The sequence below is a fragment of the Luteimonas sp. A649 genome (assembly GCF_054072735.1).
Genome location: NZ_JBSVRQ010000001.1, coordinates 1,314,765 through 1,338,172, shown reverse-complemented (window position 1 = coordinate 1,338,172; position 23,408 = coordinate 1,314,765). Strand labels below are relative to the sequence as shown.

Here is a 23,408-nt window from a genome sequence, read left to right as displayed (position 1 = left end):
GCATTGCGGGGGAGGGTCGGGGGTGCGTGGCCCGGCTTTACCGGCCGGCGGTGCGCGGTATGCTGAACGCATGACCGGATCGCCGCGCATCGCCTTCCTCGCAAGCCCCACCCCGGATGCCCAGTCGGCGCTCGCGCAGTTCACCGCGCGCCACGGCCAGCACGCGCCCGAGGACGCCGACATCATCTGCGCGCTCGGCGGCGACGGCTTCATGCTGCAGACGCTCCATCGCCACGGGGCGCTGGGGAAGCCGGTGTATGGCCTGAAGCTGGGGACGGTCGGCTTCCTGATGAACCACGACCAGCGCGAGGGCGGCACCGTGCCCGACCTGATGGCTCGGCTGGAAGCCGCCGAGCCGGCCGTGCTGCGGCCGCTGGAAATGGTGGTGGCCACCGAGTCCGGTGCCAGCGTCGGCTCCCTGGCCTACAACGAGGTCTCGCTGCTGCGGCAGACGCGGCAGGCCGCCCACATCTCGATCGAACTCAACGGCCAGGTGCGCCTGGACGAACTGGTCTGCGACGGCGTGATGCTGGCCACGCCCGCCGGCAGCACCGCCTACAACTATTCCGCCCACGGCCCGATCCTGCCGCTGGGTTCCAGCGTGGTCGCGCTCACGCCGATCGCGCCGTTCCGGCCGCGGCGCTGGCGTGGTGCGCTGCTCAAGGCCGACACCGTGGTGCGCTTCCGCGTGCTGGATCCGTACAAGCGCCCGGTCAGCGCCACCGCCGATTCGCACGAAGTGCGCGACGTGGTCGAAGTCACCATCCAGGAGTCGCGCGAACGCACCGTGACCCTGCTGTTCGATCCCGAGCACAATCTCGAAGAGCGGATCCTCAGCGAGCAGTTCGAGGCCTGAGCGTAGCTGCGGTCGGGCCGGAGCGCCTCAGCGCGCCGGCGCCCCGTCGCCGTTGGCCACCGCGAAGGTCCGCACCCGATTCACCAGTGCCATCAGCACCCGCCCGGGCTCCTCCAGCGGCGCCAGGTGCGCCGAGTGCTCGAACCACACCGCGTCCTTGCCCGGCGCGTCCACCCGGGCCACCCAGTCGGCGGCCTGTTGCGAAGGCGTGGTGTAGTCGTGCCGCCCCATGAACATCACCACCGGCGCGCCGACCTCGCGCACGGCGCGGAAGTCGACCGCGTTCCACTCCGCCATGATCCGGTCCAGCGTCAGCATGCTGCCCTCGTGGATCGCGCGGCGATCGGACTCGCTGTAATCGGGCGACAGTCGCTGCGAGGCGAAGTACTGGTCGGCGTTGCTGCGATAGCCGCTGAGACCTCCGTAGTGGATGCTCCATTTGCGCTGCATGCCGATGCGGTCGCGGTGCAGCGGCTCGGATCCGGGGTAGGGCGCGAGTGCTTCGAGTTCGGCGATGGCCTCGCGATTGCCCTCGGTGCGTGCGCGGCGCAGGGCATATTCGTAGCCGAGGCTCTCGTTCTCCTCGATGCTGATGATCTGTCCCAGTCCGACGTAGGCATGCAGCCAGTCGGGGCGCTTCAGCAGCACTTCCATGCCGACGATCGTGCCCCAGCTGTGGCCCATCAACACGACCTTGTCCTTGCCGAAGCGCGCGCGAAGGAGTGCGATCAGCTCGATGGCGTCCTCGACGTAGCGCTCGATGTGGATCGTGTCGGCGACCGCGGCGGGGTCGTTCGCCCGATGGGTCTTGCCGGAGGCGCGCTGGTCCCATTGCACCACGGTGAAATAGTCTTCCCAGGCGCGCTGGAAGGTCCAGCTGGCCGGCATCATCGGCTGCGCGGGACCTCCATGCAGGTACAGCAGGACAGGATTGTCGCGGTCGGCGCCGCGCACCGAGATCCACTGGTCGATGCCGCCCAGCCGCACCTGCTCCAGGGTCTGCACGCCATCGGGCGTCACCACCCGCTGCAAGTCGGCGAGGATGCGCTTGGCTTCGGCGTTCGGTTCATCGCCGGGCGGAGGTGGCGGCGACGCCGCCGCCGTCGCGGTGAAGGCGAGCAGGGCGGCAAGGACGATCGCGGCGCGTGGATGCTTGCGGATGCGGGCTTCCATGAAGGGCCTGTCGGGTTGGCGGGCCCCCAGCCTCGCAATCCCGGGCGCGGCGCAACCAGTGCCTGCAGTCACGTGCCCTCCCGCGCGTCTCGCTGTCTGCGACGACGGTCGCGCATACTGTCCGCATGCCCTCCGATGTCCTGCCACCGCTGATCGTCGCCATCTCCTCCCGTGCGCTGTTCGACCTGGAGGACAGCCACGCGCTGTTCGAAAGCGACGGCATCGAGGCCTATGCCGAGCACCAGCGCACCAAGGAAGACGAGATCCTCGAGCCCGGCATCGCGTTCCCGCTGGTGCGGAAGCTACTGGGACTCAACGATGGCGCCGCCGCCGACGCGCCGCGCGTGGAAGTGATCCTCCTGTCGCGCAACTCCGCCGACACCGGGCTGCGCATCTTCAATTCGATCCAGCACCACGGCCTGGCGATCGCGCGCGCCACGTTCACGTCGGGCGAACCGACCTGGCCGTATATCCGGCCCTTCGGCGCGCAGCTGTTCCTGTCGGCCAACCCTGATTCCGTGCGCGCGGCGCTGGAAAATGGCGTGGCGGCGGCGACCATCCTGCCGGCCAAGGCCCCGGCGCACCGGCACGACCAGTTGCGCATCGCCTTCGACGGCGACGCGGTGATCTTCGGCGACGAGGGCGAGCGCGTCTCGCGCGAGGGCGGCATCGAAGCCTTCCACCGCCATGAGCTCGAGCGCGCACGCGAGCCCCTGTCGGGTGGCCCGTTCCGCGGCTTCCTCGACGCCCTGCACCACCTGCAGGCGGCCTATCCGCCGGGCGAGGCATCGCCCATCCGCACCGCGCTGGTCACTGCGCGTTCGGCGCCGGCGCATGAGCGCGTGATCCGCACCCTGCGCGAATGGGGCGTGCGCCTGGACGAGGCCCTGTTCCTCGGCGGCCGCGCCAAGGGCCCGTTCCTGGACGTGTTCGGCGCGGACATCTTCTTCGACGATTCGCAGCACAACATCGACAGCGCGCGCCAGCACGTGACCACCGGGCATGTGCCGCACGGGGTCGCCAATCACGGCTGAAGGGTCGGAACGGCAGGCTGTGCGTGTTGGTATTGCTGTCGTTACACGCTTATAGCCGCATGTTTGCGTCCGATCGATGACGTTTGCCGGCTTTGCAGTCGCTTCGCGCTGCCTTCCGTGCGTACATTTCGGCCGCCCGATCGCGTCGACTCGCTGGATGCGTTCCTGGCAGCATCGACGGCCCCGGAGATGCGTCCAGACGACGTGCCTGCAAAGCGGGCAGTAGCTGCACCGGTGCCAGCGCCAGCACCCGAAAGGGAGCTCGCGCGGGCCTGATCAACCGGGCAGGTCGGCTGGCGGCGGCAATCGCATCTCCGCCAGCCGCCAGCGCAGGCCCGTGCGGGTCAGCACCAGGCCGAGTTCGCTGCCGTCGTCCATGGTGACCGTGGCCGTGGCGCGGGAGAGTGATTCGAAGCGCAGCCGCGGGGCCGGGATCGGTTCCGGCTGCGCGCCGGTGTCGCTGCGCGTGGGGGGAGGAATGCCGCCCACCCGGTTCCAGGCCTTGCGTCCTTCCATCAGCGCACCCAGGCCGACGGGCGTCACCATCGCGTCCACCAGGCCGCCGGCGACGCCGGTGGCCACGGTCAGGCCGAAGGCTGCGAAGGGGCCGGTCTGCGCATCGACGCCCGCGGCGCGTACCAGGCGGTCCTGCACCTGGGGCTTCAGGCTCGCGCGCAGGGCCGGGAAATCGACGTGGCGCGCAAGCGCGCGCGCATCCTCGGTCTTGACCGCCTGGCGGATGCCCTCGATGGCGCGCCATGGGCCAGTGGCCGCCCACGCGAGCAAGGCCACCAGCACTGCCGCCACGATCCAGGGCAACCACCGCAGCCTGCGGGTGTCGGCCATGCTCAGAACTCCAGGTCCAACGCGGCGCAGAGGTAGTCGACGAAGGGCGCGAGGTCACGCAGGTCCTTCGCCAGCACCTGCCGCAGGCGCGGGCCGGTCACGGTCGCGTCGTCCAGCGCGCGCCAGGCCACGAAGCTGCGGTGGCGCAGGTCGTCGATGAAGGCGAAGTCGGCCGGGAACCCGCGCGGCGGACGCACCAGCATGTCCTCTTCGTCCAGCGCATAGCGGCGCTGGAACGCCGGCGCGTGCGCGGCCGCCTTCCAGCCCGCGGGGTTGTCGACGATGAACTGCCGGATCGCGCGCAGCGTTGGCGACTCCGGTCGCCAGATGCCGGCGCCGACGAAGCAGCCGCCGGGCTGGATGTGCAGGTAGTACAGCGGCGATGCGAGCTCCTTGCGGCGGGCATGGAACAGGCGCGCGCCCTGCCAGGTCTTGTAGGGGCGCTTGTCGTTGGCGAAGCGGGTGTCGCGCTGGATGCGGTAGAGCGATCCCCCGACCGTGCGCGGATCAGCCCGGAACTGCAGGCTGACCTCGGCCAGGTCGGGCGCGAGGTCCGTGACCAGGCGCTGCAGCGGGTCGCGCACGTGCGCGTCGTAGTCGTGCTTGTGGGCGTGGAACCAGGCGCGCTCGTTGTTCCGGGCCAGCGCGCGCAGGAAGCGGAAGGTCTTGTCGGAGAAATAAGCGCTCATGCAGGTGCGTCGAACATTGGCGGCGTGGCGGGTGCGAGGCCTGCCGCGAGGTCGCGGCCCCACTGCTCCAGCCGCTGGAGCAGCGCCTGGCGGTCCGCGTTGCCGGCGTGTTCCGTGCGCAGGCGGGCGATGTCGTTGAAATAGTCGTCGAAGGTGAGTTCGGACAGTCCGCTGTCGCCGGTCAGGCGCAGGCGGCGGTAATCGTCCCAACGGGTGCGCTCCCCGGCGTCGAGCGTTTCGGGCCAGTTGCGGGCGCGGTAGCGGAACAGCAGCTCCGGCAGGCGCGGGTCCTGGAAACCGAACTCGCGCGCACCCAGCTGTGCCGGTGGCGTGGCGCGCACCATCGCGAGGCGGGCCTTGTCGCCGTCGCCGATGAAGCCGTCGTACAGCGCGGCGTCGACATCCGGCGGGGCCCGTTCGCCATCGCGATCGCGGACGAACACGCGCCGCACTTTCTCCGCGATCGCCGGCCCCTGGGCGCGGATGCGCGCGGCGCGGGCCTCGGCGACGGCGGGATCGATTCCGAGCCGCTCGAAGTCCGCCGGCCGCAGGTGGCTCCACTGCACGAGGGCGGGGCAGCGGTTGGTGTGCACCTCTTTCAGCGGCACCCGCGATACGCCTTCGGGCAGGTCGGCCGCGCGTACATAGAGGCGGGCGGCGATCTCTTCGGCTGGCAGGTCCAGAAGGTCGTCGGGCTCGGCGTCGAGGTCGTACACGATCACGCGGTTGCCGATCTGGGGGTGCGTCGCCAACGGCAGCACGGCGGCGGCGCACATGCGCGCCGCGGGATAGCGCTGCGAGACGTGCAGCACGGGGGTCATCGCCATGGGGTCGAGCAGGCTGCCGACATGCCGTTTGTGGCGGAGCGCCAGCGCGTACTCCCACAGCCGTGGCTGCGCTTCGCGGAACAGCCGCGCGAGCCCGATCAGCGCAAGGACGTCGGACAGGGCTTCGTGCGCGTCGCCGCTGCGCACGCCGTTGGCCTCGGCCAGGTGCTCGAGCTTGAACGAAACGCCGGCACCGTCCTCGCGCATGGGCCACGCGATGCCCTCGGGCCGCAGCGCATGCGCCAGGCGCATGACGTCGAGCAGGTCCCAGCGGCAGTTGCCGTTGCGCCACTCGCGCTCATAGGGATCGTGGAAGTTGCGGAACAGCCCATGGCGCACGAACTCGTCGTCGAAGCGCAGCGAGTTGTAGCCCAGCGTGCAGGTGCCCGGGCGCGCCATTTCGTCGACGATCCGGGCGAATGCCTCGGACTCGCCGAGCCCCGTCTGCAGCGCGGCCTGCGGTGCCAGGCCCGTCACCATCGACGCGCCTGGCGATGGCAGCAGGTCGTCGGCCGGGCGGACCATGAACTCGATCGGAACTCCGAGCTGGCGGAGTTCGGTATCGGTGCGGATGGCGGCGAACTGCGCGACCCGGGTGCGCCGCGGATCGATGCCCCAGGTCTCGAGGTCGTAGAAGAGGAAGCTGTCGCTCATGCCCTGGCGACCTCGCCCGATATCGTGGGAGCGGCTGTGCACATTGTTGGCGCCGCCCCGCACATTGTGGAAGCGGCTGCGCACATTGTGGGAGCGGCTACAGCCGTGATTGCCCGGCAGGGCACGTCATCGCGGCTGTAGCCGCTCCTACAAATGCGGCTCCCGCTGGTGGGGGTGGACCGGGTCACGGGGTGTTCTCCAGCGGGGGGAGTGCCTGTTCAACCACCGGGTCCAGGGCGGGGAGGTCGACCTGCTCCAAGGTTGACAGCCCGCGGGTCGCGTCCTCGAGGATCCGCCGCTGCACTTCGCTGCGTTCCAGCGCGAGCGAGTAGGGGATGCGCATGAAGGTGACCATCGCGTAGTGCGGGATGAAGCGCGTGGGGTGCCTTGCCTGCAGGGCCAGTTCGAGTTCGCGCTGGAGAAGGAAGTCGGCGTCGTCGACGAGGTCGCGCATCTCGATGTAGTTGTCCAGGGCCATGCGCTGGATGGCCGCGGCATCGGGCATGCGCTGCGCTTCGAAGGCGGCGTAGGCCGTCGCCAGGTCAACCGATGCGTCCAGCTGCTTCGCAAGCGCCACGCAGTCCTCGAACGCGCAGTTCATGCCCTGGCCGTGGAAGGGCACCATCGCGTGCGCGGCGTCGCCGATCAGGACGGCGTCGCCGTCGAGGTGCCAGCGGTCGAGGTAGAGCGTGCCGAGGGTGCCGATCGGGTTGGAGTCGAAATGGTGCTCCAGCTCGGGGATCAGCGGCAGCGTGTCCGGGAAATCGCACTCGAACAACGCGCGCGCCTCCACGGATGTCGGTACCGTTTCGAAGCTCGGGTCGCCCACCCCTTCGTCACGCATCGCCATGAACAGGGTCACGGTGAAGGTGCGCTCGTCATTGGGCAGGGCGATGCACATGTAGCGGCCGCGCGGCCAGATGTGCAGGGCGTTGGGCTCGATGCGGAAGTCGCCGTCGGTGGCCGGCGGGATCTCCAGCTCCTTGTAGCCATGGCCGAGCCAGTCGGTGCGCTCGCCCAGGTCGCCGCGCTGCCCCATCTGTGCGCGCAGCGTGGAGCCGGCGCCGTCGCAGCCGATCAGGGTGGTGAAGCCGACACGGTGCAGCTCGCCGTCGCCGCGGTAGAACGCCCGCCGTGCGGCGAAGTCCACGGCCTCGAGCCGCCGGTCGAAGTGCAGCACCGCGCCCGCGGCCTCGGCGGCGTTGATCAGGGTGATGTTGAGTTCGCCGCGGCTGACCGACCAGATCACCTCGCTGTCGTCGCGACCGTAGCGCTGCAGCTGCGGCGCGCCGTCGAGGGGATGCACCATGCGCCCGCGCATCATCACCGCCTGCGCCAGGACGTCGCGGTCGGCGTCGGCGGCGCGCAGGGCGTGCAGGCCACGTTCGGCCAGCGCGAGATTGATCGAGCGGCCACCGGCGAATCCGTGGATGCGGGGGTCGCCCCGGCTTTCATAGACCTCGACCTTCCAGCCGCGCTGGGCGAGCAGGGCGGCCATCAGTGCGCCGGCCAGGCCCGCGCCGACGATGGTGGCTTCGCGTTGGGCGCCCGCTCCCGCCGTGGTTGCCGCCGAGCTCATGCCTGGTCCTCGCGCCAGGCTTCGGTGGCGCGCACGAAGCGCAGCACGTCGGCGTGGCTGTTGTACATCGGCGCCGGCGAAATCCGGATCACGTCGGGCTCGCGCCAGTCGCCGACCACGCCCTGCGCCGACAGCGACTCGAACAGAGATCGTCCGGCGTCACGACCGCTCAGGCCGCGGCCCTCGAGCACCCGCAGCGAAAGCTGCGCGCCGCGCTGCGCGGAGTCGCGCGGGGTGGCGATGCGCAGCGTGTCCGACAGCCGCGCGTCGATCAGCGCCTCCAGGTAGCCGGTGAGCGATTCGGACTTCGTACGCAATGCCTGCATGCCGACGCGATCGAACAGCTCCAGCGCGCCGCGCAGCGGCGCCAGGCCCAGGATCGGCGGATTGCTGAGCTGCCAGCCATCCGCGCCGGGCGTTGGCTCGAAGCTCGGCGCCATGCGGAAGCGGGAGGCCTCGTCGTGTCCCCACCAGCCGGCAAAGCGCGGGCGGTCGGTGCGCGCATGGCGCGCATGCACGAAGCAGCCGGCTACCGCGCCCGGCCCGGAGTTCAGGTATTTGTAATGGCACCAGACGGCGAAGTCCGGATCGTCGTCGTGCAGCCGCAGCGGCAGGTTGCCGGCGGCATGCGCCAGGTCGAAACCCACCACCGCACCTGCGGCGTGCCCCAGCCGCGTGATCTCCGCGACGTCGAACGCCTGGCCGCTTCGGTACTGCACGCCCGGCCACAGCACCAGCGCCAGGCGCGGACCATGCATTTCGATGGCGCGTGCGATGGCCTCCATCGAGAACGTGCCTTCGGCCAGGTCGGGCTCGAGCTCGATCAGGTCGGTGGCCGGGTCGAAGCCGTGGAAGCGCAGCTGGGATTCCAGCGCATAGCGATCCGACGGAAACGCCCCGGCCTCCATCAGGATCGCCGGCCGCTCGCGCGTGGGCCGGTAGAAGCTGACCATCATGAAGTGGAGGTTGGCGGTCAGCGAGTTCATCGCCACCACCTCTGAAGGCTCGGCACCCACCACCCGTGCCAGCGGCTCACGCAGCAGCGCGTGGTAGGGCATCCACTGCGTGGTGCCGGTGAAGTGCGCTTCGACGGCTTCGGCGGCCCACTTGTCGAGCACATCGACCACGTGCGCGCGCGCCGACTTCGGCTGCAGCCCCAGCGAATTGCCGCAGAAGTACGCCTGCTCCCGCTCGCCATGCCGCGGCAGATGGAACTCAGCCCGCAGTCCGCGCAGCGGATCGGCGGCGTCAAGGGTTGCAGCGTGCTGGTCGGTGTACAGCTCGGTCATGGAGAAGAAGCCTCTTTTGCCACGGATTGACGCGGATAGACGCGGATAAAGCAGAAGCGAACAGATGTAGAGGCCAACTTCAAAAGCTCTTCGCTTCTGATCCGCGTTTATCCACGTAAATCCGTGGCCAAATGCTCTTCACGCGAACCTCGACCTCGGCAGGCCCAGCCATTCGAGCGCAGTACCGTGGTAGAGGCGCGCCTGGCCCGCGTCGTCCAGGCCCAGTGCGTCGATGCCGGCGCCAGGTTGCTGTTCGCCCAGGGGGAAGGGGTAGTCGGTGCCGAGCATCACGCGGTCGATGCCGCAGGTGTCGATCAGGTATTCAAGTGCCTTCGAGTCGGCGACCCAGGAGTCGAAGTAAAGGCGCGACAGGTACTCGCGGGGATTGCGCGGGTTGTCGGTGGCCACGAGGTCGGGGCGCATGTTGAAGCCGTGTTCGATGCGGCCGATGGTGTAGGGGAAGCTGCCGCCGCCGTGCGCCATGCAGATCTTGAGCTTCGGCAGCCGCTCAAGCACGCCGCCGAAGACCAGCGAGCAGGCCGCGCGTGACTGCTCGGCCGGCATGCCGACCAGCCAGGGCAGCCAGTACTTGGGCATGGTGTCGGTGCCCATCATGTCCCAGGGGTGCACGAGGATCGCCGCGCCCAGGTCGGCCGCGGCCTCGAAGAACGGGAACAGTTCGGGCGCGTCCAGGTTCCAGTGCGTGTCGGCCGATACCTGCACGTGCGAACCGATCTGCACGCCCTGCAGGCCAAGCTCGTCCATGCAGCGCTCGAGCTCCTGCACCGCCAGCCGCGGCGACTGCAGCGGTACCGTGCCGATGCCGGCGTAGTGGCGCGGATGCGCGCGGCAGGTTTCCGCCATGTGGTCGTTGAGTGCCTGGTGCAGCTCCAGCGCCTGGTTGGGCTTGGCCCAGTAGCTGAACATCACCGGCACCGTGCTGATCACCTGCACCTGCACCCCGAAGCGCGCGTAGTCGTCGATGCGCTCTTGCGGGTCCCAGGTCTTGGACCAGATCTCGCGGAAGAATCGGCCGTCCTTGTACATGCGGTGGCGGCCGTCCTCGGTGTGGTGGATCACCGGGAAGCGGTCGTCGCCGTACTTGCGCGCGAGGTCGGGCCAGTCGCGGGGCAGGTAGTGGGCATGGATGTCGATCTTGAGCATGTCGCCCTCAGGTGATGTCGGCTTGCGAGTCGGCTTGCATCTCGTAGCGTGTCGGCCGCGGATTGAGATGCCCGCAGGCCTTGCAGGTGCGCAGCGCATCGCTGCGGTAGAAGTTCTCGAACACGCGGAAGAAGTCCTGCTCGATGTCCTCGAGGTGGAAGAACTCCTCGTAGACCTTCTCGTTGCAGTTGTCGCAGAACCACATCAGGCCGTCGTCCTCGTGCGGCAGGCGGCGGCGCTCGATCACCAGTCCAATCGACCCTTCGGCGCGCTGCGGCGAGTGCGGCACGCGCGGCGGCAACAGGAAGGTCTCGCCGGCGCGGATCGGGATGTCCCGGACCTTTCCGTCCTCCTGGATGCGCAGGACCATCTCGCCTTCCAGCTGATGGAACCACTCGGGGCCTTCCTCCCAGTGGTAGTCGGTGCGCGCGTTGGGACCGCCGACCACCATGACGATGAACTCGCCGTCGTAGATGCACTTGTTGCCCACCGGCGGTTTGAGCAGATGCCGGTGGTCCTCGATCCACTTCTGGAAGTTCAGCGGCGCGGGAATCATGGCGGGTCTCCCTGGAAGGCGGCGATGCACTTGAGTTCGATCGCGATCGGCGTTGGCAGCGCGGTGATGCCGAGCGTGGTCCGGCAGGGCGCGGTGGCGGGGTCGGGGAAATGGGCTGCCCAGACCGCGTTGTAGGCCTTGAAGTCGCGCGCCATGTCGGTCAGGTAGACGGTCACGTCCACCAGGTCCTCCCAGCGCGCGCCGCTGGCTTCGAGCACCGCGCGGACGTTGGCGAACACGGCGTGGGCCTGGGCGGTGATGTCGTATGCGCGCAGGCGGCCGCCGCCGTCATGCTCGTTGCCCGGGATGGCGTCGGTGGACGGGTCGCGCGGTCCGATGCCTGACAGGAACAACAGGTCGCCCACGCGCCGTGCGTGCGGATAGGCGCCGACCGGCTTGGGCGCGGTGTCGGTGCGGACGATGCGGCCGTCCATCTCAGCGGTCCTCGCGGTCGTCGCGGATGCGCTCGACCGCCGGCTCGTACTGTGCAGGCAGCGCCGCGGGCGAATCGATCGACAGGCCCAGGTCGTGCACGCGGCCGTCGCGCAGCGAATACACCCACGCGTGCAACGCGACCTTCTGCCCGCGCGCCCAGGCCTCGCGGACCACGGTCGACTCGGCGACGTTGATCATCTGCTCCAGCGCGTTGAGCTCGCACAGGCGGTCGTGGCGGATGGCGTCGTCGTCGAGCTCCTCGATGATCGCGCGATGCTTGTGCTTGACGTCCTTGACGTGGCGGATCCAGTTGTCGGCCAGGCCGACGCGCTGGCCGTCGAGCGCCGCGCCCACGCCGGCACAGCCGTAGTGGCCGACCACGAGGATGTGTTCGACCTCGAGCACGTCGATCGCGTACTGGATCACCGACAGGCAGTTGAGGTCGGTGTGCACCACCACGTTGGCGACGTTGCGGTGCACGAAGACTTCGCCCGGGGCCATGTCGATGATCTGGTTCGCCGGCACGCGCGAATCGGAGCAGCCGATCCAGAGGTACTTCGGCTTCTGGATCTTCGACAGGCGCGTGAAGAAACCGGGATCCTCGGCTTCGACGCGTTCGGCCCAGATTCGGTTGCGTTCGAGGAGGTCGTGCATTCGGTGCATGGGATTCCGTCGTGCTTGGGGGAAAGGGGGTCGGGCGTTCAGGTCGCGATGCAGACGTTGCGCGGTTCGGTGAAGAAGCGCATCGCTTCCAGTCCGCCCTCGCGACCAAGGCCGGACTGGCCCATGCCGCCGAAGGGCGTGCGCAGGTCGCGCATCAGCCAGGCGTTGATCCAGACGATGCCCGTGCGCAGCTGCGCGCCGAAGCGGTGCGCGCGTGCCAGGTCGCGGGTCCAGACCGAAGCGGCCAGGCCGTAGTCGCCGGCATTGGCCAGCGCCAGCGCGTGGTCGTCGCCGTCGAATGCCTGCAGCGTGGCGACGGGGCCGAAGATCTCTTCACGGTTGCTGGCGCAGTCGGGGCCGAGGCCTTCGATCACGGTCGGCGCCACGAACCAGCCCGGGCGCTCCAGCACCGTGCCGCCGCAAAGCACGCTGCCGCCCTCGTCGCGGGCGCGGGCGATCGCCGCGACCACCTTGTCGAAGTGCGCCTGCGACACCAGTGGCCCGAAGTTGGCGTCGCTGTCCATCGGATCACCCGGGCGCAGCGCCAGCGTGCGTGCGACGAAGGCCTCGCGGAATTCGGCATGCACGCTGCGTTCGACCAGGATGCGCGAGCCGCAGAGGCAGATCTGGCCGCTGTTCTGGAACGCGGAGCGGACGATGGTGTCGAGGTGGTCCCGCCAGTCGCCATCGGCGAATACCAGGGTGGGGTTCTTGCCGCCCAGTTCCAGCGAGACCTTCTTCAGCAGTGGCCCGGCGATGCCGGCGATGCGCTTGCCGACCGCGGTGCTGCCGGTGAACGAGATCGCCTTGATCGCGTCGTGGCGCACGATGGCTTCGCCGACTTCGGGGCCGCCGCCGTGCACCACGTTGAGCACGCCCGCCGGCAGCCCGGCTTCAAGCGCCAGTGCGCCCAGCATCGTCGCGGTTGCCGGCGTCACCTCGGAAGGCTTGGCCACCACGGTGTTGCCCGCGGCGAGCGCCGGCGCGATCTTCCAGGTGAACAGGTACAGCGGCAGGTTCCAGGGCGAGATCGTGCCGACCACGCCCAGCGGCTGGCGCAGGGTGTAGTTCAGCCCGGCCTCGCCGTGGTGCGATTCGCTGGAGAACTGGGTGGCGGCGTGGGCGAAGAAACGCAGGTTGGACACCGCGCGCGGGATCTCGGCGTCGCGGGCGAGGGCGAAGGGCTTGCCGCCGTCGCGGGCCTCGGCGTGGGCGAAGTCGTCGATGCGCGCTTCCAACGCGGCTGCGAACCGTTCCAGATGCCGCGAACGTTCGCTGTTGCGCAGGCCGGCCCAGGCCGGGAAGGCGTCGCTGGCGGCTGCGACCGCGGCCTCGACGTCGCCGGCATCGCCATCGGCGACCTCGGCGTACGCCTTGGCCGTCGCCGGCTCGAAGACATCGCGCCAGCGACCGCTGGCGGCTTCGCGGCTGGCGCTGCCGATGACGTGTGCGTAGCGTCGCATCCCGCAAGCTTACCCGCGCCGGCCCGAGCCGTCAGGACTGGCAGGCCGGGCAGACGTAGAGCCGGCGTGATCCGACGCTCATGCGCTCGATCGTGGTGCCGCAGGCGGGGCAGGGCTGGCCTTCGCGGCCGAAGACCTGGAAGCGGAAGGCGTCGGGCGTATCGGTGAGGTAGTCGTCGCGCATGCGGTCGGCCGGCGCGATGCCGCGGGTGGCGTAGCTCAGGCGCGGGATGTCGAGCAGCGCCCGTGCCAGCCGCGCCGTCGCCTCCGGCTCCAGGTCCTTCGGTCGCCGTGCCGGCCGCAGCCCCGCGGCGAACAGCACTTCCGAGCGCAGGTAGTTGCCCATGCCCGCAAGAAAGCCCTGGTCGAGCAGCAGGCCGCCCAGCGCACGGCCGCGGAAGGGTGCGGACTGCAGTCGCGCGGCGACCGCGGCGGCGTCCAGCGCCGGGTCGAGCACATCGGGCCCGAGACCCTGCAGGAACGGGTGCGACTCGACCTCGTCGCTGCGCCACATCGACACATCCGATGCGGAGTACAGCAGGATCGCACCGTGTGCGGTCTCGAGCGCAACGCGCAGCGATCGCTTCGTCCCAGGTCGTTCACCGGGCGCGGCCACCTTCCAGACGCCGTACAGCTGGTTGTGGCTGTACATCGTCCAGCCGTGTTCGAAGCGGACCAGCATCGCCTTGCCCCGCGAGGTGATCGATTCGATGCGGCGGCCTGCAAGGCCGGCTTCGAAGCGCTTCAGTGCGGGGAATGCGAACCAGGCGCGGACCAGTGGCTCGCCCGCCACCGCCTCGACAAGGCGGTCGGCGGCGCGGCGGATCTCCGGGCCTTCGGGCACGGCCTCAGATCGAGGCCATGCGCCCGCCGTCGACCGCGAGGCTGACGCCGTTGACGTAGGACCCGGCCGGCGAACACAGGAAGGCGATCACGCCGCCGGTCTCGTCCGCGGTGGCGAAGCGGCGGGCCGGGATCGCGGCCTCCATCTCGCGGCGGACGTCGTCCTCGCTGCGGCGTTCCTTCTTCGCACGGTCGCCGATGATCTGGCGGATGCGCCCGGTCTCGGTGAAGCCTGGCAGGACGTTGTTGACGGTGATGCCTTCGGGCGCCAGCTCGCGCGACAGCGTCTTGGCCCAGGCCGCCACTGCGCCGCGGATGGTGTTGGACACGCCCAGGCCCGCGATCGGCTCGCGCACCGAGGTCGAGACCACGTTCACCACCCGGCCCCAGCGCGCTTCGCGCATGCCCGGCAGCACGGCCTGCAGCAGCACCTGGTTGGCGAGCAGGTGGCGGCGGAAGGCGGCTTCGAAAGCGTCCAGCGGCGCGTCGGCCGCGGGGCCACCGGGCGGACCGCCGGTGTTGTTGACCAGGATGTGCACGGGGTGCTGCGCGACCACCGAGGCCACGGCCTTGGCCAGGCCGTCGGTGTCTGCGCTGTCGGCCGCCACGAACGCATGCTCGCGGGAGCCACCGCCCGCCAGCGCCGACACCACCTCGCGCAGCGCATCCTCGCGGCGGGAGAGCACCGTGACGCTGGCGCCAAGCGCGGCCAGCTCGATCGCCGTGGCGCGGCCGATGCCTTCGGACGCACCGCAGACCAGTGCGTGGCGTCCTGTGAGGTCGAGGTCCATGGCTGTCTCCTTGCTGGGGTGGGGCGTGGCCCCGTCAGGCGTTGCCGCCGAAGGTCTGGACCATGCCGGCCTGCAGCACGCCGTCGTCGTCGCCCTGGGGCGGGGTGAGTTCGCCGGGGAGGAAGCCGCGCTCGGCGGCATCCGCGTCGTCCAGGCCGTCGAAGGCCACGAACTCGGCGTCCATCAGCATGGCGCGCGCGGTGTCCTCGCTGTCGTAGCCCAGGGTGTTGCCATCGCTGTCGAGCACCTCGGCGGTGCCGCCCTCGCGCACGCGCAACCGCGCCCAGATGACCATGCGTCCAAGCGTGGCCAGCCACCATTCGTCGCGCTGGCGACCGTCGTCGAAGGTCATGACAGCGCCACCGACCAGAGCCACATGATCGCGGCGCCGGACAGCCCGAAAATCACCGTCGACAGCGCCACGCGGGCCGGCGTCGCCAGGCCGGTGAACGCGGGATCGGCGGTCTCGCGATAGCCGCCCGACAGCAGCCACCACATCACCCGAGGCTTGAGGAACGCGCCTTCGCCCAGGCGCTCGCGCACGGCCGGATGCAGGTCGCGCAGCTGCACCAGCGACAGCGGCCAGAAGATGATGTACGCGCAGGCGCCGGCAATGGCGACGCCGACGAAGCACAGGGCAAAGAACAGCGGCACGGCCTCAGTACTCCGCCGTGCCCGGCGCACGCGGGTAGGGGATGGCGTCGCGGATGTTGGACAGCCCGCAGATGTAGACGATCAGGCGCTCGAAGCCCAGGCCGAAGCCGGCGTGCGGCACCGTGCCGTAGCGGCGGAAGTCGCGGTACCAGTCGTAGAGCTCGCGATCCAGCCCGAACTGGTCCATGCGCGCATCGAGCACGTGCAGGCGCTCCTCGCGCTGCGAGCCGCCGATGATCTCGCCGATGCCCGGGGCCAGCACGTCCATCGCGGCAACGGTCTTGCCGTCGTCGTTGAGGCGCATGTAGAAGGCCTTGATGTGCTCGGGATAGTTGGTCACCACCACCGGGCGGCCGACGTGCTGCTCGGTCAGCCAGCGCTCGTGCTCGGTCTGCAGGTCCAGGCCCCATTCGACCGGGAAGTCGAACTTGTGGCCGGACTTCTGCAGCAGCTCCACCGCGTCGGTGTACTCGATGCGTTCGAACGGCGCGTTGATGAAGGATTCCAGGCGCGTGATCGCGTCCTTCTGCACGCGCTCGGCAATGAAGGCCATGTCGTCGCCGCGCTCGTCGAGCACCGCCTTGAACAGGTACTTGAGGAACTCTTCGGAGATGCGCGCGGTTTCGGCCAGGTCGGCGAAGGCGATCTCCGGCTCGATCATCCAGAACTCGGCCAGGTGGCGCGTGGTGTGGCTGTTCTCGGCGCGGAAGGTCGGACCGAAGGTGTAGACCTTGCTCATCGCCAGGCAGAAGGCCTCGACGTTGAGCTGGCCCGACACGGTCAGGAAGGCTTCCTTGCCGAAGAAGTCGCGGTCGAAGTCCACGCTGCCGTCCTTGCCGCGCGGCAGGTTGGCGAGGTCGAGCGTGGACACGCGGAACATCTGCCCCGCGCCTTCGGCGTCGGAGGTGGTGATGATCGGCGTGTTGACCCAGTAGTAGCCGTTCTCGTGGAAGTACCGGTGCGCGGCCTGTGCCAGGCAGTGGCGGATGCGGGTGACGGCACCGAACAGGTTGGTGCGCGGCCGCAGGTGGGCAACCTCGCGCAGGAACTCGAGCGAATGCGCCTTGGGCTGGATCGGATAGGTCTCCGGATCGTCCACCCAGCCGACCACTTCGATCGTCGAGGCCTGGATCTCGAAGCCCTGGCCCTGGCCCTGGGAGGGTACGAGGGTGCCGGTGGCGACCACCGAGCAGCCGGCGGTGAGGCGCTTCACCTCGTCGTCATAGTTCGAGAGACTGCTGGGCGCGACCACCTGGATCGGCGCGAAGCACGAGCCGTCGCTGACATTGACGAAGCTCAGCCCGGCCTTGGAGTCGCGGCGGGTGCGCACCCAGCCGCGGACCGTGACTTCGCCGCCGGCGGGGATCCTGCCCGCGAGCGCGTGTTCGACGCTGACCACCGTCATGCCTTGAATCCTCAGGGGAAGGGACAGATAGAAGGAGGGCAGTTTACCGGACGCCGCCGGACGCGGCGCCCCCACGGAGTAGAATGACGCCATGGCCATCACCCTTGCACCCGCCGCCCTCGAACGCGTGAAGGGCTATCTCGCATCCTCTCCCGCGGCCCTCGGTCTGCGCTTCGGCGTCAACCGCACCGGCTGCTCCGGTTGGGGCTACGCCGTCGACCTCGCGCGCGACGAGCGCGCCGACGACACGGTGTTCGAGCAGGACGGCGTCCGCATCTTCGTCGACGCCGACAGCCTGCCCCTGGTCGACGGCACCGAGATGGACTTCCTCAAGCAGGGCCTGAACGAGCAGTTCACCTTCAGCAACCCCAAGGCCGCCGCCGCCTGCGGCTGCGGCGAGAGCTTCACGACGGACGCCGACAAGGTCTGAGGGATTGCGTTGGCTGCCAGCGCTGAGGCGGGGTGGGGGAAGGGCGTCGGGCTTCCGCTTTTCCCGGCGGGCCGCGGGAAACCGCTGCGAGGCGGGTTGGGGGGTACGGAGTGGGCATGAAGGCCCGCGCAGCGGGACAGCCCACGGAGTACCCACCAGCCCGCCGTTCCGCGCGCCAGCGTAAGCAGCCCCACCAGTCCGCCGCGCCAGCGCCGGCCATGCCCGGCCTTCAGCCAGCCATGCGCCTTGCCGGAGCCCCGTGCCAGTGCAATACTGTGCGGCTCCCGTTTTGCGGGAGACCTTGCCCCACGGCGTCCGCCACGGACCTGCCGGGGGCTATCCGGGCCCCGGCGCGCTGCCGCGGCCGATATCCAGAAGGAACAACACATGCGTCATTACGAGATCGTGTTCCTGGTCCATCCGGACCAGAGCGAACAGGTGCCGGCCATGGTCGAGCGCTACAAGACCCTGATCGAAGGTGCCGAGGGCAAGATCCACCGCCTCGAGGACTGGGGCCGCCGCCAGCTGGCCTACCCGATCGACAACCTGGTCAAGGCCCACTACGTGCTGCTCAACATCGAGGTCGGCCAGCCGGTGCTCGACGAGCTGGTCGAGGGCTTCCGCTTCAACGACGCCGTCCTGCGCCACATCGTGATCCGTCGCGAAGAGGCCGAGACCGAGCAGTCGCTGATCATGAAGAACAAGGACGAGAAGCCGGAGAAGACCGACCGTCCGGAGCGTGGCGAGCGCCGCCGCCGTGACGACGAGGCCGAGGGCGAGGGCGAGAAGCCCGCCGCCACCGAGTCCGACGACAACTCCGAAGCCGCCTGAGGATCACCGACATGTCCAAGTTCTTCCGCCGCCGCAAGTTCTGCAAGTTCACCGCCGAGGGTGTGAAGGAGATCGATTACAAGGATCTCAACACCCTGCGCCAGAACGTCACCGAGAACGGCAAGATCGTTCCCAGCCGCATCACCGGCACCAAGTCGAAGTACCAGCGCCAGCTCGCGACCGCCGTCAAGCGCGCGCGCTTCCTGGCCCTGATCCCGTACACCGACAACCACAACGTCTGATCCCGCGGCCGCCCCAGCGGGCGGCGCGGCATCGTCCGTTCGGACAGCCACAAGTTGCGGCGCGCACGTGCGCCGCTAACGAACACGGAGCAAACCCATGGATCTGATCCTCCTGCAGAAAGTCGTGAACCTCGGCAACCTTGGCGACAAGGTCAGCGTGAAGCCGGGCTACGGCCGCAATTTCCTGGTGCCGCAGGGCAAGGCCGTTCCGGCCACCGCTGCCAACCTGGCCGATTTCGAGGCGCGTCGCGCCGAGTACGAGGCCAAGGCCCAGGGTTCGCTGGACAACGCCAACAAGCGCCTCGCCGCGCTTGCCGACGCCAGCGTCACCATCTACGCCAACGCCTCCACCGAGGGCAAGCTGTACGGCTCGGTCGGCCCGCGCGACATCGCCGAAGCGCTGACCAAGGCCGGCACCCCGGTCGAGAAGTCCGAGGTGGTGATGGGCGAGGGTGCGTTCCGCACCGTCGGCGAGTACGACGTCCTCGTGCACCTGCATGCCGACGTCGAGACCACGGTCAAGGTGGTGGTTGAAGCCGAAGCCTGATCCATCCAGGCAGGGCTTCTGACGGGCGCCTCGGGGCGCCCGTCTTCGTTTCCGGTGGCCCGTCTCGATTCCTGAGATGCCCACCGGTTATCCACAGGGTTGTCTGCAACGCTTCCCCCCCGGAGGCCATTAGGATGACAGTCCGACACATCATCAGGGGCCGCCGCGACGGTCCTGCCAGGGGAGTTCCGATACCGATGAGCCTACGACCGGGCTTCCAGAAAAAAGGCCGCGATTTCCAGGAGCGCGGCGAGGCCCGGGTCGAGCAGCTGCGGGTGCCGCCGCAGTCGGTGGAGGCGGAGCAGGCCGTGCTCGGTGGCCTGATGCTGTCGCCGGAGTCCTACGATCGCGTGGGCGACCAGCTCGTGGAGGGCGATTTCTACCGCCGCGACCACCAGCTGATCTTCCGCGCCATCAAGGAGTTGGCCGAACGCAACCGCCCCTTCGACGCGGTGACGCTGGGCGAATGGTTCGAGTCGCTGGGCCAGTCGGAGCTGGTCGCGGGCGGTGCCTACCTGGTGGAGCTGGCCAGCACGACGCCTTCGGCCGCGAACATCGTCGCCTATGCCGAGATCGTGCGTGACAAGGCGGTGCTGCGGCAGCTGATCGAGGTCGGCACCGGGATCGTCAATGACGGTTTCCAGCCCGAGGGGCGCGAGAGCGCGGAGCTGCTGGCCAAGGCCGAGCAGGAGGTGTTCGCGATTGCCGAGGCCGGCAGCCGCGGGCGCACCGACTTCACCGCGGTCAACCAGGCCATGGCCGAAGCCTTCGACGTGCTGCAGACCCGCTACGCCAACGGCGGCGGCATCACCGGCCTGCCGACGGGCTACACGGAATTCGACGAGATGACCGCCGGCTTGCAGCCGACCGACCTGATCATCCTCGCGGCACGTCCGGCCATGGGCAAGACCACGCTGGCGCTCAACATGGCCGAGTACGCGGCCATGAAGACCAAGAAGCCGGTGGCCGTGTTCTCGATGGAAATGTCGGCCAGCCAGTTGGCGCTGCGCCTGATCTCGTCCGTGGGCCGGGTCAACGCCACCCGCTTGCGCACCGGACAGCTCGAAGACGAGGACTGGAGCCGGATCTCGAGCGCCATCCGGCTGCTGAAGGAAACCAAGATCTTCATCGACGACACTCCGGCGCTGTCGCCCGACGTGCTGCGCGCCAAGGCGCGGCGCCTGAAGCGCGAGCACGGCCTGGGCATGATCGTGATCGACTACCTGCAGCTGATGGCGGTGCCGGGCAACAGCGAGAACCGCGCCACCGAGATCTCGGAGATCTCGCGCTCGCTCAAGGGCCTGGCCAAGGAGCTCAACGTGCCGGTGGTCGCGCTGTCGCAGCTCAACCGCTCGCTGGAAACGCGCACCGACAAGCGCCCGGTGATGGCCGACCTGCGCGAGTCGGGCGCCATCGAGCAGGACGCCGACGTGATCGTCTTCATCTACCGCGATGACTACTACAACAAGGAAAACTCGCCGGACAAGGGCCTGGCCGAGGTGATCATCGGCAAGCAGCGTAACGGCCCGACCGGCTCGGTGAAGCTCAAGTTCTTCGGCGAGTACACGCGCTTCGACAACCTCGCCCACGATTCGGTCGGCAGCTTCGAGTAGCGCGGCGTGAGCCTGCACGCCGCCGAGCGCCCCACGCGGATCCTGGTCGATCTCGACCGCATCGCCGGCAACCTGGGTGCCATCCGCGCCCACGTCGGCGTACCGGTGATGGCCATCGTCAAGGCCAACGCCTACGGCCACGGCCTGGTGCAGGTGGCGCGCCACCTGCAGGCGCAGGGCGTGGAGCACCTCGGCGTCGCGTTTCCGGAAGAGGGCATCGCGCTGCGCCGCGCCGGCATCACCGTGCCGATCCTGGTGCTTGGCGGCATCTACGGCCCGCAGGTGGCGCAGTACATCGTCCACGACCTGCAGGTCACGGTCTCATCGTTGGAAAAACTGCGCCAGGTCGAAGCTGCGGCCGAGGCACTGGGCCGCCGTGCCACCGTGCACCTCAAGGTCGACACCGGGATGGAGCGCATCGGCGTGCATGCCTGGACGGCCGGTCCCTTCATCGAGGCCGCAGTGGCCTCACGATGGATCCAGCTGGCCGGGATCTACTCCCACCTGGCCTGCGCGGACGAGCCCGATTCACCGGTGACGGCGTTGCAGCTGGAACGCTTCGAAGCCGCCTGCGCGCACTTCGGGCGCATCGGCGCGCCGGTGCCGCCGCGGCACATCGCCAACTCCGGCGGCATCCTGCACTTCCCGCAGGCGCGGCTGGACATGGTGCGGCCGGGCATCCTGCTCTATGGCGTGCTTCCGGGCGCGCAGTCGCGGTCGACGGTGGCCGTGCAGCCGGCGCTGTCGCTGGTCTCGCGGGTGGTCTACTTCAAGGTGGTGGAGGCCGGCCACGCCGTGAGCTATGGCGGCACCTGGGCGCCCGGGGACGACACCCGCGTGGTCACCGTGCCCGCCGGTTACGGCGACGGCTATCCGCGCGCGCTCTCCTCGCGCGGCACGGTGCTTATCCGTGGACGCGAGTACCCGATCGTGGGCCGGGTGTGCATGGACCAGTTCATGGTCGACATCGGCCACGACAGCGCGTGGAACGAGGATGAGGTGGTGCTGGTCGGGCGCCAGGGCGATCGCCGGCTGCGTGCGGAAGACGTGGCGCATGCCGCGGGAATGATTCCCTACGAAGTGCTGGTGGGTCTCAACGAGAGGATCCCGCGCGAATATCGCGGGGCCGGCTATCTGGAGCCTGAATAGGGCGCGGCGCCGTCACCCTGCAGGGACGCAATCGCGGGTAGCTTGGCGGCGTTCATTAACCGGGCGCACGCCGCCCCACAGGAGTCCCCACGATGCGCAATTCGCCCCGAATCCTTCTTGCCACCGCGGTCGCGGGTGCTGTCATGCTCACCAGCTGCGCCACCTATACCGGCCAGACCAGCGACCCGAATGATCCCAATCGCACCCGCAACAACGCGCTGATCGGCGCCGGTATCGGTGCGGTCGCCGGCCTGCTGAGCGGCTCCGACGCCACCGAGCGCCGCCAGCGCGCGCTGGTCGGTGCCGGCGTGGGTGGCCTGGCCGGCGGTGCGGTTGGCGTGTACCAGGACCGCCAGGAAGCCGAGCTCCGTCGCCAGACCGCCGGCACGGGCATCGTCGTCGACCGCGAAGGCGACGTCATCAAGCTCAACCTGCCCGACGGCGTGACTTTCGATTTCAACAAGACCGAGCTCAAGCCGCAGTTCTATCCGGCGCTGAACAACGTCGCGCGCACGCTGGCCGAGTTCGACCAGACCATCGTGGAAGTGGCCGGCCACACCGACAACGTCGGCGGTGATGCGGTCAACCAGCGCATCTCCGAGCAGCGCGCCTCGTCGGTCGCCAACTACCTGGTCGGCCAGGGCCTGATGCGCGAACGCTTCGAGGTGGTGGGCTTCGGCAAGACCATGCCGATCGCCGACAACTCGACCGAGCAGGGCCGTGCCCAGAACCGTCGCGTCGAGGTTCGCGTGGTGCCGCTGCGCAGCTGAACGGCGCAAATCGTGGATACAAAAGAAGGGCCGCGAAAGCGGCCCTTCTTCTTTCAGGCGACCCCGCGTGGCGTGTCGTTACATACCGTTACCAACGGTTACCGTGCGCTGCCCGTTCGGGAGACGCGCATCCATACAGTGGTCGGCATCGTGTCAACGGAGTGCCACCATGTTCCAGAACGCCCTGTCCAACCCGCTCGTGCATCGCGGCCCAGCCGGTGACTGGTCGGCCGACCAGCGCCAGCGCGCGGCGCCGGCGCTGGAGTCACTGCTGCTGCGCTGGCCGCCGCGGGTGCATCGGCTGGAGCCGCGGCAATCGCTGTTCCATGCGGGACAGCCGAGGCACTCGCTGTTCTATGTCCGCGCCGGCTGTTTCAAGACCAGCGTGCTGAGCGAGGACGGGCGGGAGAAGATCACCGGCTTCCGCATGCGCGGCGACCTGCTGGGGCTCGACTCGGTCGACATGCCGGCGCACGCCTGCGACGCGGTGGCGCTCGACGCCGCCGAGGTCTGGGAGCTGCCCTGCGTGAAGCTGCACGACATGCTGCCCGAGCTCCAGGAGCGCGTGACCGCCATGCTTGCCGGCGAGATCCGTCGCGACTGGCGCTGGATGCTGGCGCTGGGGACCCTGGGCGCCGACCAGCGCGTGGTGGCCTTCCTGCTCGACCTGTCGGCGCGCTTTGCGGCGATGGGCCTGGACCCGCAGCTGCTGCAACTGCGCATGACGCGCGCCGAACTCGGCAACTTCCTTGCCCTCACCCTGGAAACCGTGACCCGCGCGCTGTCGCGCATGCAGGCCCGCGGGATGATCGAGGTCAACGGCCGCCGCATCCGTATCGTCGACGAAGCCGGCCTGCGCGCAGTGCTTGCCGGTGACGAGGAACGCTCCTACTGAGCTGATCGCG

At 69.2% G+C, this 23,408-nt stretch carries 26 protein-coding genes; 10 read left to right on the top strand and 16 right to left on the bottom strand.

Annotation, left to right across the window (positions count from 1 at the left end; all coding sequences use genetic code 11):
- The first annotated feature begins 70 nt into the window (after positions 1 to 70).
- Positions 71 to 856, top strand: coding sequence for an NAD kinase (locus ACW5E8_RS06265; protein WP_456964609.1), 786 nt, complete (start codon positions 71 to 73; stop codon positions 854 to 856).
- A 27-nt stretch (positions 857 to 883) separates the two neighbouring features.
- On the opposite strand, the gene ACW5E8_RS06260 is transcribed toward ACW5E8_RS06265, so the two are convergent.
- A complete protein-coding gene (locus tag ACW5E8_RS06260; protein ID WP_456964608.1) occupies positions 884 to 2,029 on the bottom strand; it encodes an alpha/beta fold hydrolase in 1,146 nt (381 codons plus the stop codon).
- Positions 2,030 to 2,154: 125 nt separating this feature from the next.
- Between ACW5E8_RS06260 and ACW5E8_RS06255 the strand changes: the two genes are divergently transcribed.
- Entirely contained in the window at positions 2,155 to 3,063 is a 909-nt protein-coding gene (locus ACW5E8_RS06255) for a 5'-nucleotidase (RefSeq protein ID WP_456964607.1), read from the top strand.
- Positions 3,064 to 3,339: 276 nt separating this feature from the next.
- Here ACW5E8_RS06255 and ACW5E8_RS06250 read toward each other — a convergent pair whose 3' ends face one another.
- The 15 genes from ACW5E8_RS06250 to asnS all read right to left on the bottom strand — a co-directional run bounded on the left by ACW5E8_RS06250 (position 3,340) and on the right by asnS (position 16,921).
- On the bottom strand, positions 3,340 to 3,909 hold the full coding sequence (locus tag ACW5E8_RS06250; protein WP_456964606.1) for a DUF2939 domain-containing protein: 570 nt from the start codon (positions 3,907 to 3,909) through the stop codon (positions 3,340 to 3,342).
- Between the two features lie 2 nt (positions 3,910 to 3,911).
- Positions 3,912 to 4,598, bottom strand: a complete 687-nt coding sequence (locus ACW5E8_RS06245) for a DUF2461 domain-containing protein (protein WP_456964605.1) — start codon at positions 4,596 to 4,598, stop codon at positions 3,912 to 3,914.
- A complete protein-coding gene (gene sbcB, locus ACW5E8_RS06240) occupies positions 4,595 to 6,079 on the bottom strand; it encodes an exodeoxyribonuclease I (RefSeq protein ID WP_456964604.1) in 1,485 nt (494 codons plus the stop codon). Before sbcB ends, ACW5E8_RS06245 begins: the two co-directional genes overlap by 4 nt.
- Before the next feature lie 184 nt (positions 6,080 to 6,263).
- Positions 6,264 to 7,658 carry an FAD-dependent oxidoreductase gene (locus ACW5E8_RS06235; protein ID WP_456964603.1) on the bottom strand — a complete coding sequence of 465 codons (1,395 nt, stop codon included), beginning with the start codon at positions 7,656 to 7,658 and terminating at the stop codon, positions 6,264 to 6,266.
- Entirely contained in the window at positions 7,655 to 8,947 is a 1,293-nt protein-coding gene (gene kynU / locus ACW5E8_RS06230) for a kynureninase (RefSeq protein ID WP_456964602.1), read from the bottom strand. Before kynU ends, ACW5E8_RS06235 begins: the two co-directional genes overlap by 4 nt.
- Positions 8,948 to 9,085: 138 nt before the next feature.
- Positions 9,086 to 10,111, bottom strand: a complete 1,026-nt coding sequence (locus ACW5E8_RS06225; protein ID WP_456964601.1) for an amidohydrolase family protein — start codon at positions 10,109 to 10,111, stop codon at positions 9,086 to 9,088.
- A gap of 7 nt (positions 10,112 to 10,118) precedes the next feature.
- Entirely contained in the window at positions 10,119 to 10,667 is a 549-nt protein-coding gene (locus ACW5E8_RS06220; protein ID WP_456964600.1) for a 3-hydroxyanthranilate 3,4-dioxygenase, read from the bottom strand.
- The gene (locus ACW5E8_RS06215) at positions 10,664 to 11,101 is read right to left on the bottom strand and encodes a RidA family protein (protein ID WP_456964599.1); all 438 of its coding nucleotides are present in this window, start codon (positions 11,099 to 11,101) and stop codon (positions 10,664 to 10,666) included. Before ACW5E8_RS06215 ends, ACW5E8_RS06220 begins: the two co-directional genes overlap by 4 nt.
- Before the next feature lies 1 nt (position 11,102).
- On the bottom strand, positions 11,103 to 11,765 hold the full coding sequence (can, locus tag ACW5E8_RS06210) for a carbonate dehydratase (protein WP_456964598.1): 663 nt from the start codon (positions 11,763 to 11,765) through the stop codon (positions 11,103 to 11,105).
- Positions 11,766 to 11,803: 38 nt separating this feature from the next.
- Complete coding sequence (locus ACW5E8_RS06205) at positions 11,804 to 13,228, bottom strand: aldehyde dehydrogenase (protein ID WP_456964597.1); 1,425 nt, start codon at positions 13,226 to 13,228, stop codon at positions 11,804 to 11,806.
- A 31-nt stretch (positions 13,229 to 13,259) separates the two neighbouring features.
- Entirely contained in the window at positions 13,260 to 14,072 is an 813-nt protein-coding gene (nei, locus tag ACW5E8_RS06200; RefSeq protein WP_456964596.1) for an endonuclease VIII, read from the bottom strand.
- A gap of 4 nt (positions 14,073 to 14,076) precedes the next feature.
- The gene (locus tag ACW5E8_RS06195) at positions 14,077 to 14,862 is read right to left on the bottom strand and encodes an SDR family oxidoreductase (RefSeq protein WP_456964595.1); all 786 of its coding nucleotides are present in this window, start codon (positions 14,860 to 14,862) and stop codon (positions 14,077 to 14,079) included.
- Between the two features lie 34 nt (positions 14,863 to 14,896).
- Positions 14,897 to 15,214 (bottom strand): hypothetical protein, encoded by a 318-nt coding sequence (locus ACW5E8_RS06190; RefSeq protein ID WP_456964594.1) that lies wholly within the window; start codon positions 15,212 to 15,214, stop codon positions 14,897 to 14,899.
- A complete protein-coding gene (locus ACW5E8_RS06185; RefSeq protein WP_456964593.1) occupies positions 15,211 to 15,516 on the bottom strand; it encodes a hypothetical protein in 306 nt (101 codons plus the stop codon). The genes ACW5E8_RS06190 and ACW5E8_RS06185 overlap by 4 nt, the downstream gene beginning before the upstream one ends.
- Before the next feature lie 4 nt (positions 15,517 to 15,520).
- Entirely contained in the window at positions 15,521 to 16,921 is a 1,401-nt protein-coding gene (asnS, locus tag ACW5E8_RS06180; RefSeq protein WP_456964592.1) for an asparagine--tRNA ligase, read from the bottom strand.
- Between the two features lie 91 nt (positions 16,922 to 17,012).
- Between asnS and ACW5E8_RS06175 the strand changes: the two genes are divergently transcribed.
- The 8 genes from ACW5E8_RS06175 to ACW5E8_RS06140 all read left to right on the top strand — a co-directional run bounded on the left by ACW5E8_RS06175 (position 17,013) and on the right by ACW5E8_RS06140 (position 23,398).
- A complete protein-coding gene (locus ACW5E8_RS06175) occupies positions 17,013 to 17,351 on the top strand; it encodes a HesB/IscA family protein (RefSeq protein WP_456964591.1) in 339 nt (112 codons plus the stop codon).
- 387 nt (positions 17,352 to 17,738) lie between these two features.
- On the top strand, positions 17,739 to 18,182 hold the full coding sequence (rpsF, locus tag ACW5E8_RS06170; RefSeq protein ID WP_456964590.1) for a 30S ribosomal protein S6: 444 nt from the start codon (positions 17,739 to 17,741) through the stop codon (positions 18,180 to 18,182).
- An 11-nt stretch (positions 18,183 to 18,193) separates the two neighbouring features.
- A complete protein-coding gene (rpsR, locus tag ACW5E8_RS06165) occupies positions 18,194 to 18,424 on the top strand; it encodes a 30S ribosomal protein S18 (RefSeq protein ID WP_456964588.1) in 231 nt (76 codons plus the stop codon).
- A gap of 97 nt (positions 18,425 to 18,521) precedes the next feature.
- Positions 18,522 to 18,971: a 50S ribosomal protein L9 gene (gene rplI / locus ACW5E8_RS06160; protein WP_456964587.1), complete on the top strand. Its 450-nt coding sequence runs from the start codon at positions 18,522 to 18,524 to the stop codon at positions 18,969 to 18,971.
- Between the two features lie 197 nt (positions 18,972 to 19,168).
- Positions 19,169 to 20,584 carry a replicative DNA helicase gene (locus ACW5E8_RS06155; protein ID WP_456964586.1) on the top strand — a complete coding sequence of 472 codons (1,416 nt, stop codon included), beginning with the start codon at positions 19,169 to 19,171 and terminating at the stop codon, positions 20,582 to 20,584.
- A 6-nt stretch (positions 20,585 to 20,590) separates the two neighbouring features.
- Entirely contained in the window at positions 20,591 to 21,733 is a 1,143-nt protein-coding gene (alr, locus tag ACW5E8_RS06150) for an alanine racemase (protein ID WP_456964585.1), read from the top strand.
- 92 nt (positions 21,734 to 21,825) lie between these two features.
- A complete protein-coding gene (locus ACW5E8_RS06145) occupies positions 21,826 to 22,503 on the top strand; it encodes an OmpA family protein (RefSeq protein WP_456964584.1) in 678 nt (225 codons plus the stop codon).
- A 169-nt stretch (positions 22,504 to 22,672) separates the two neighbouring features.
- Entirely contained in the window at positions 22,673 to 23,398 is a 726-nt protein-coding gene (locus tag ACW5E8_RS06140) for a helix-turn-helix domain-containing protein (RefSeq protein WP_456964583.1), read from the top strand.
- Positions 23,399 to 23,408 lie beyond the last annotated feature (10 nt).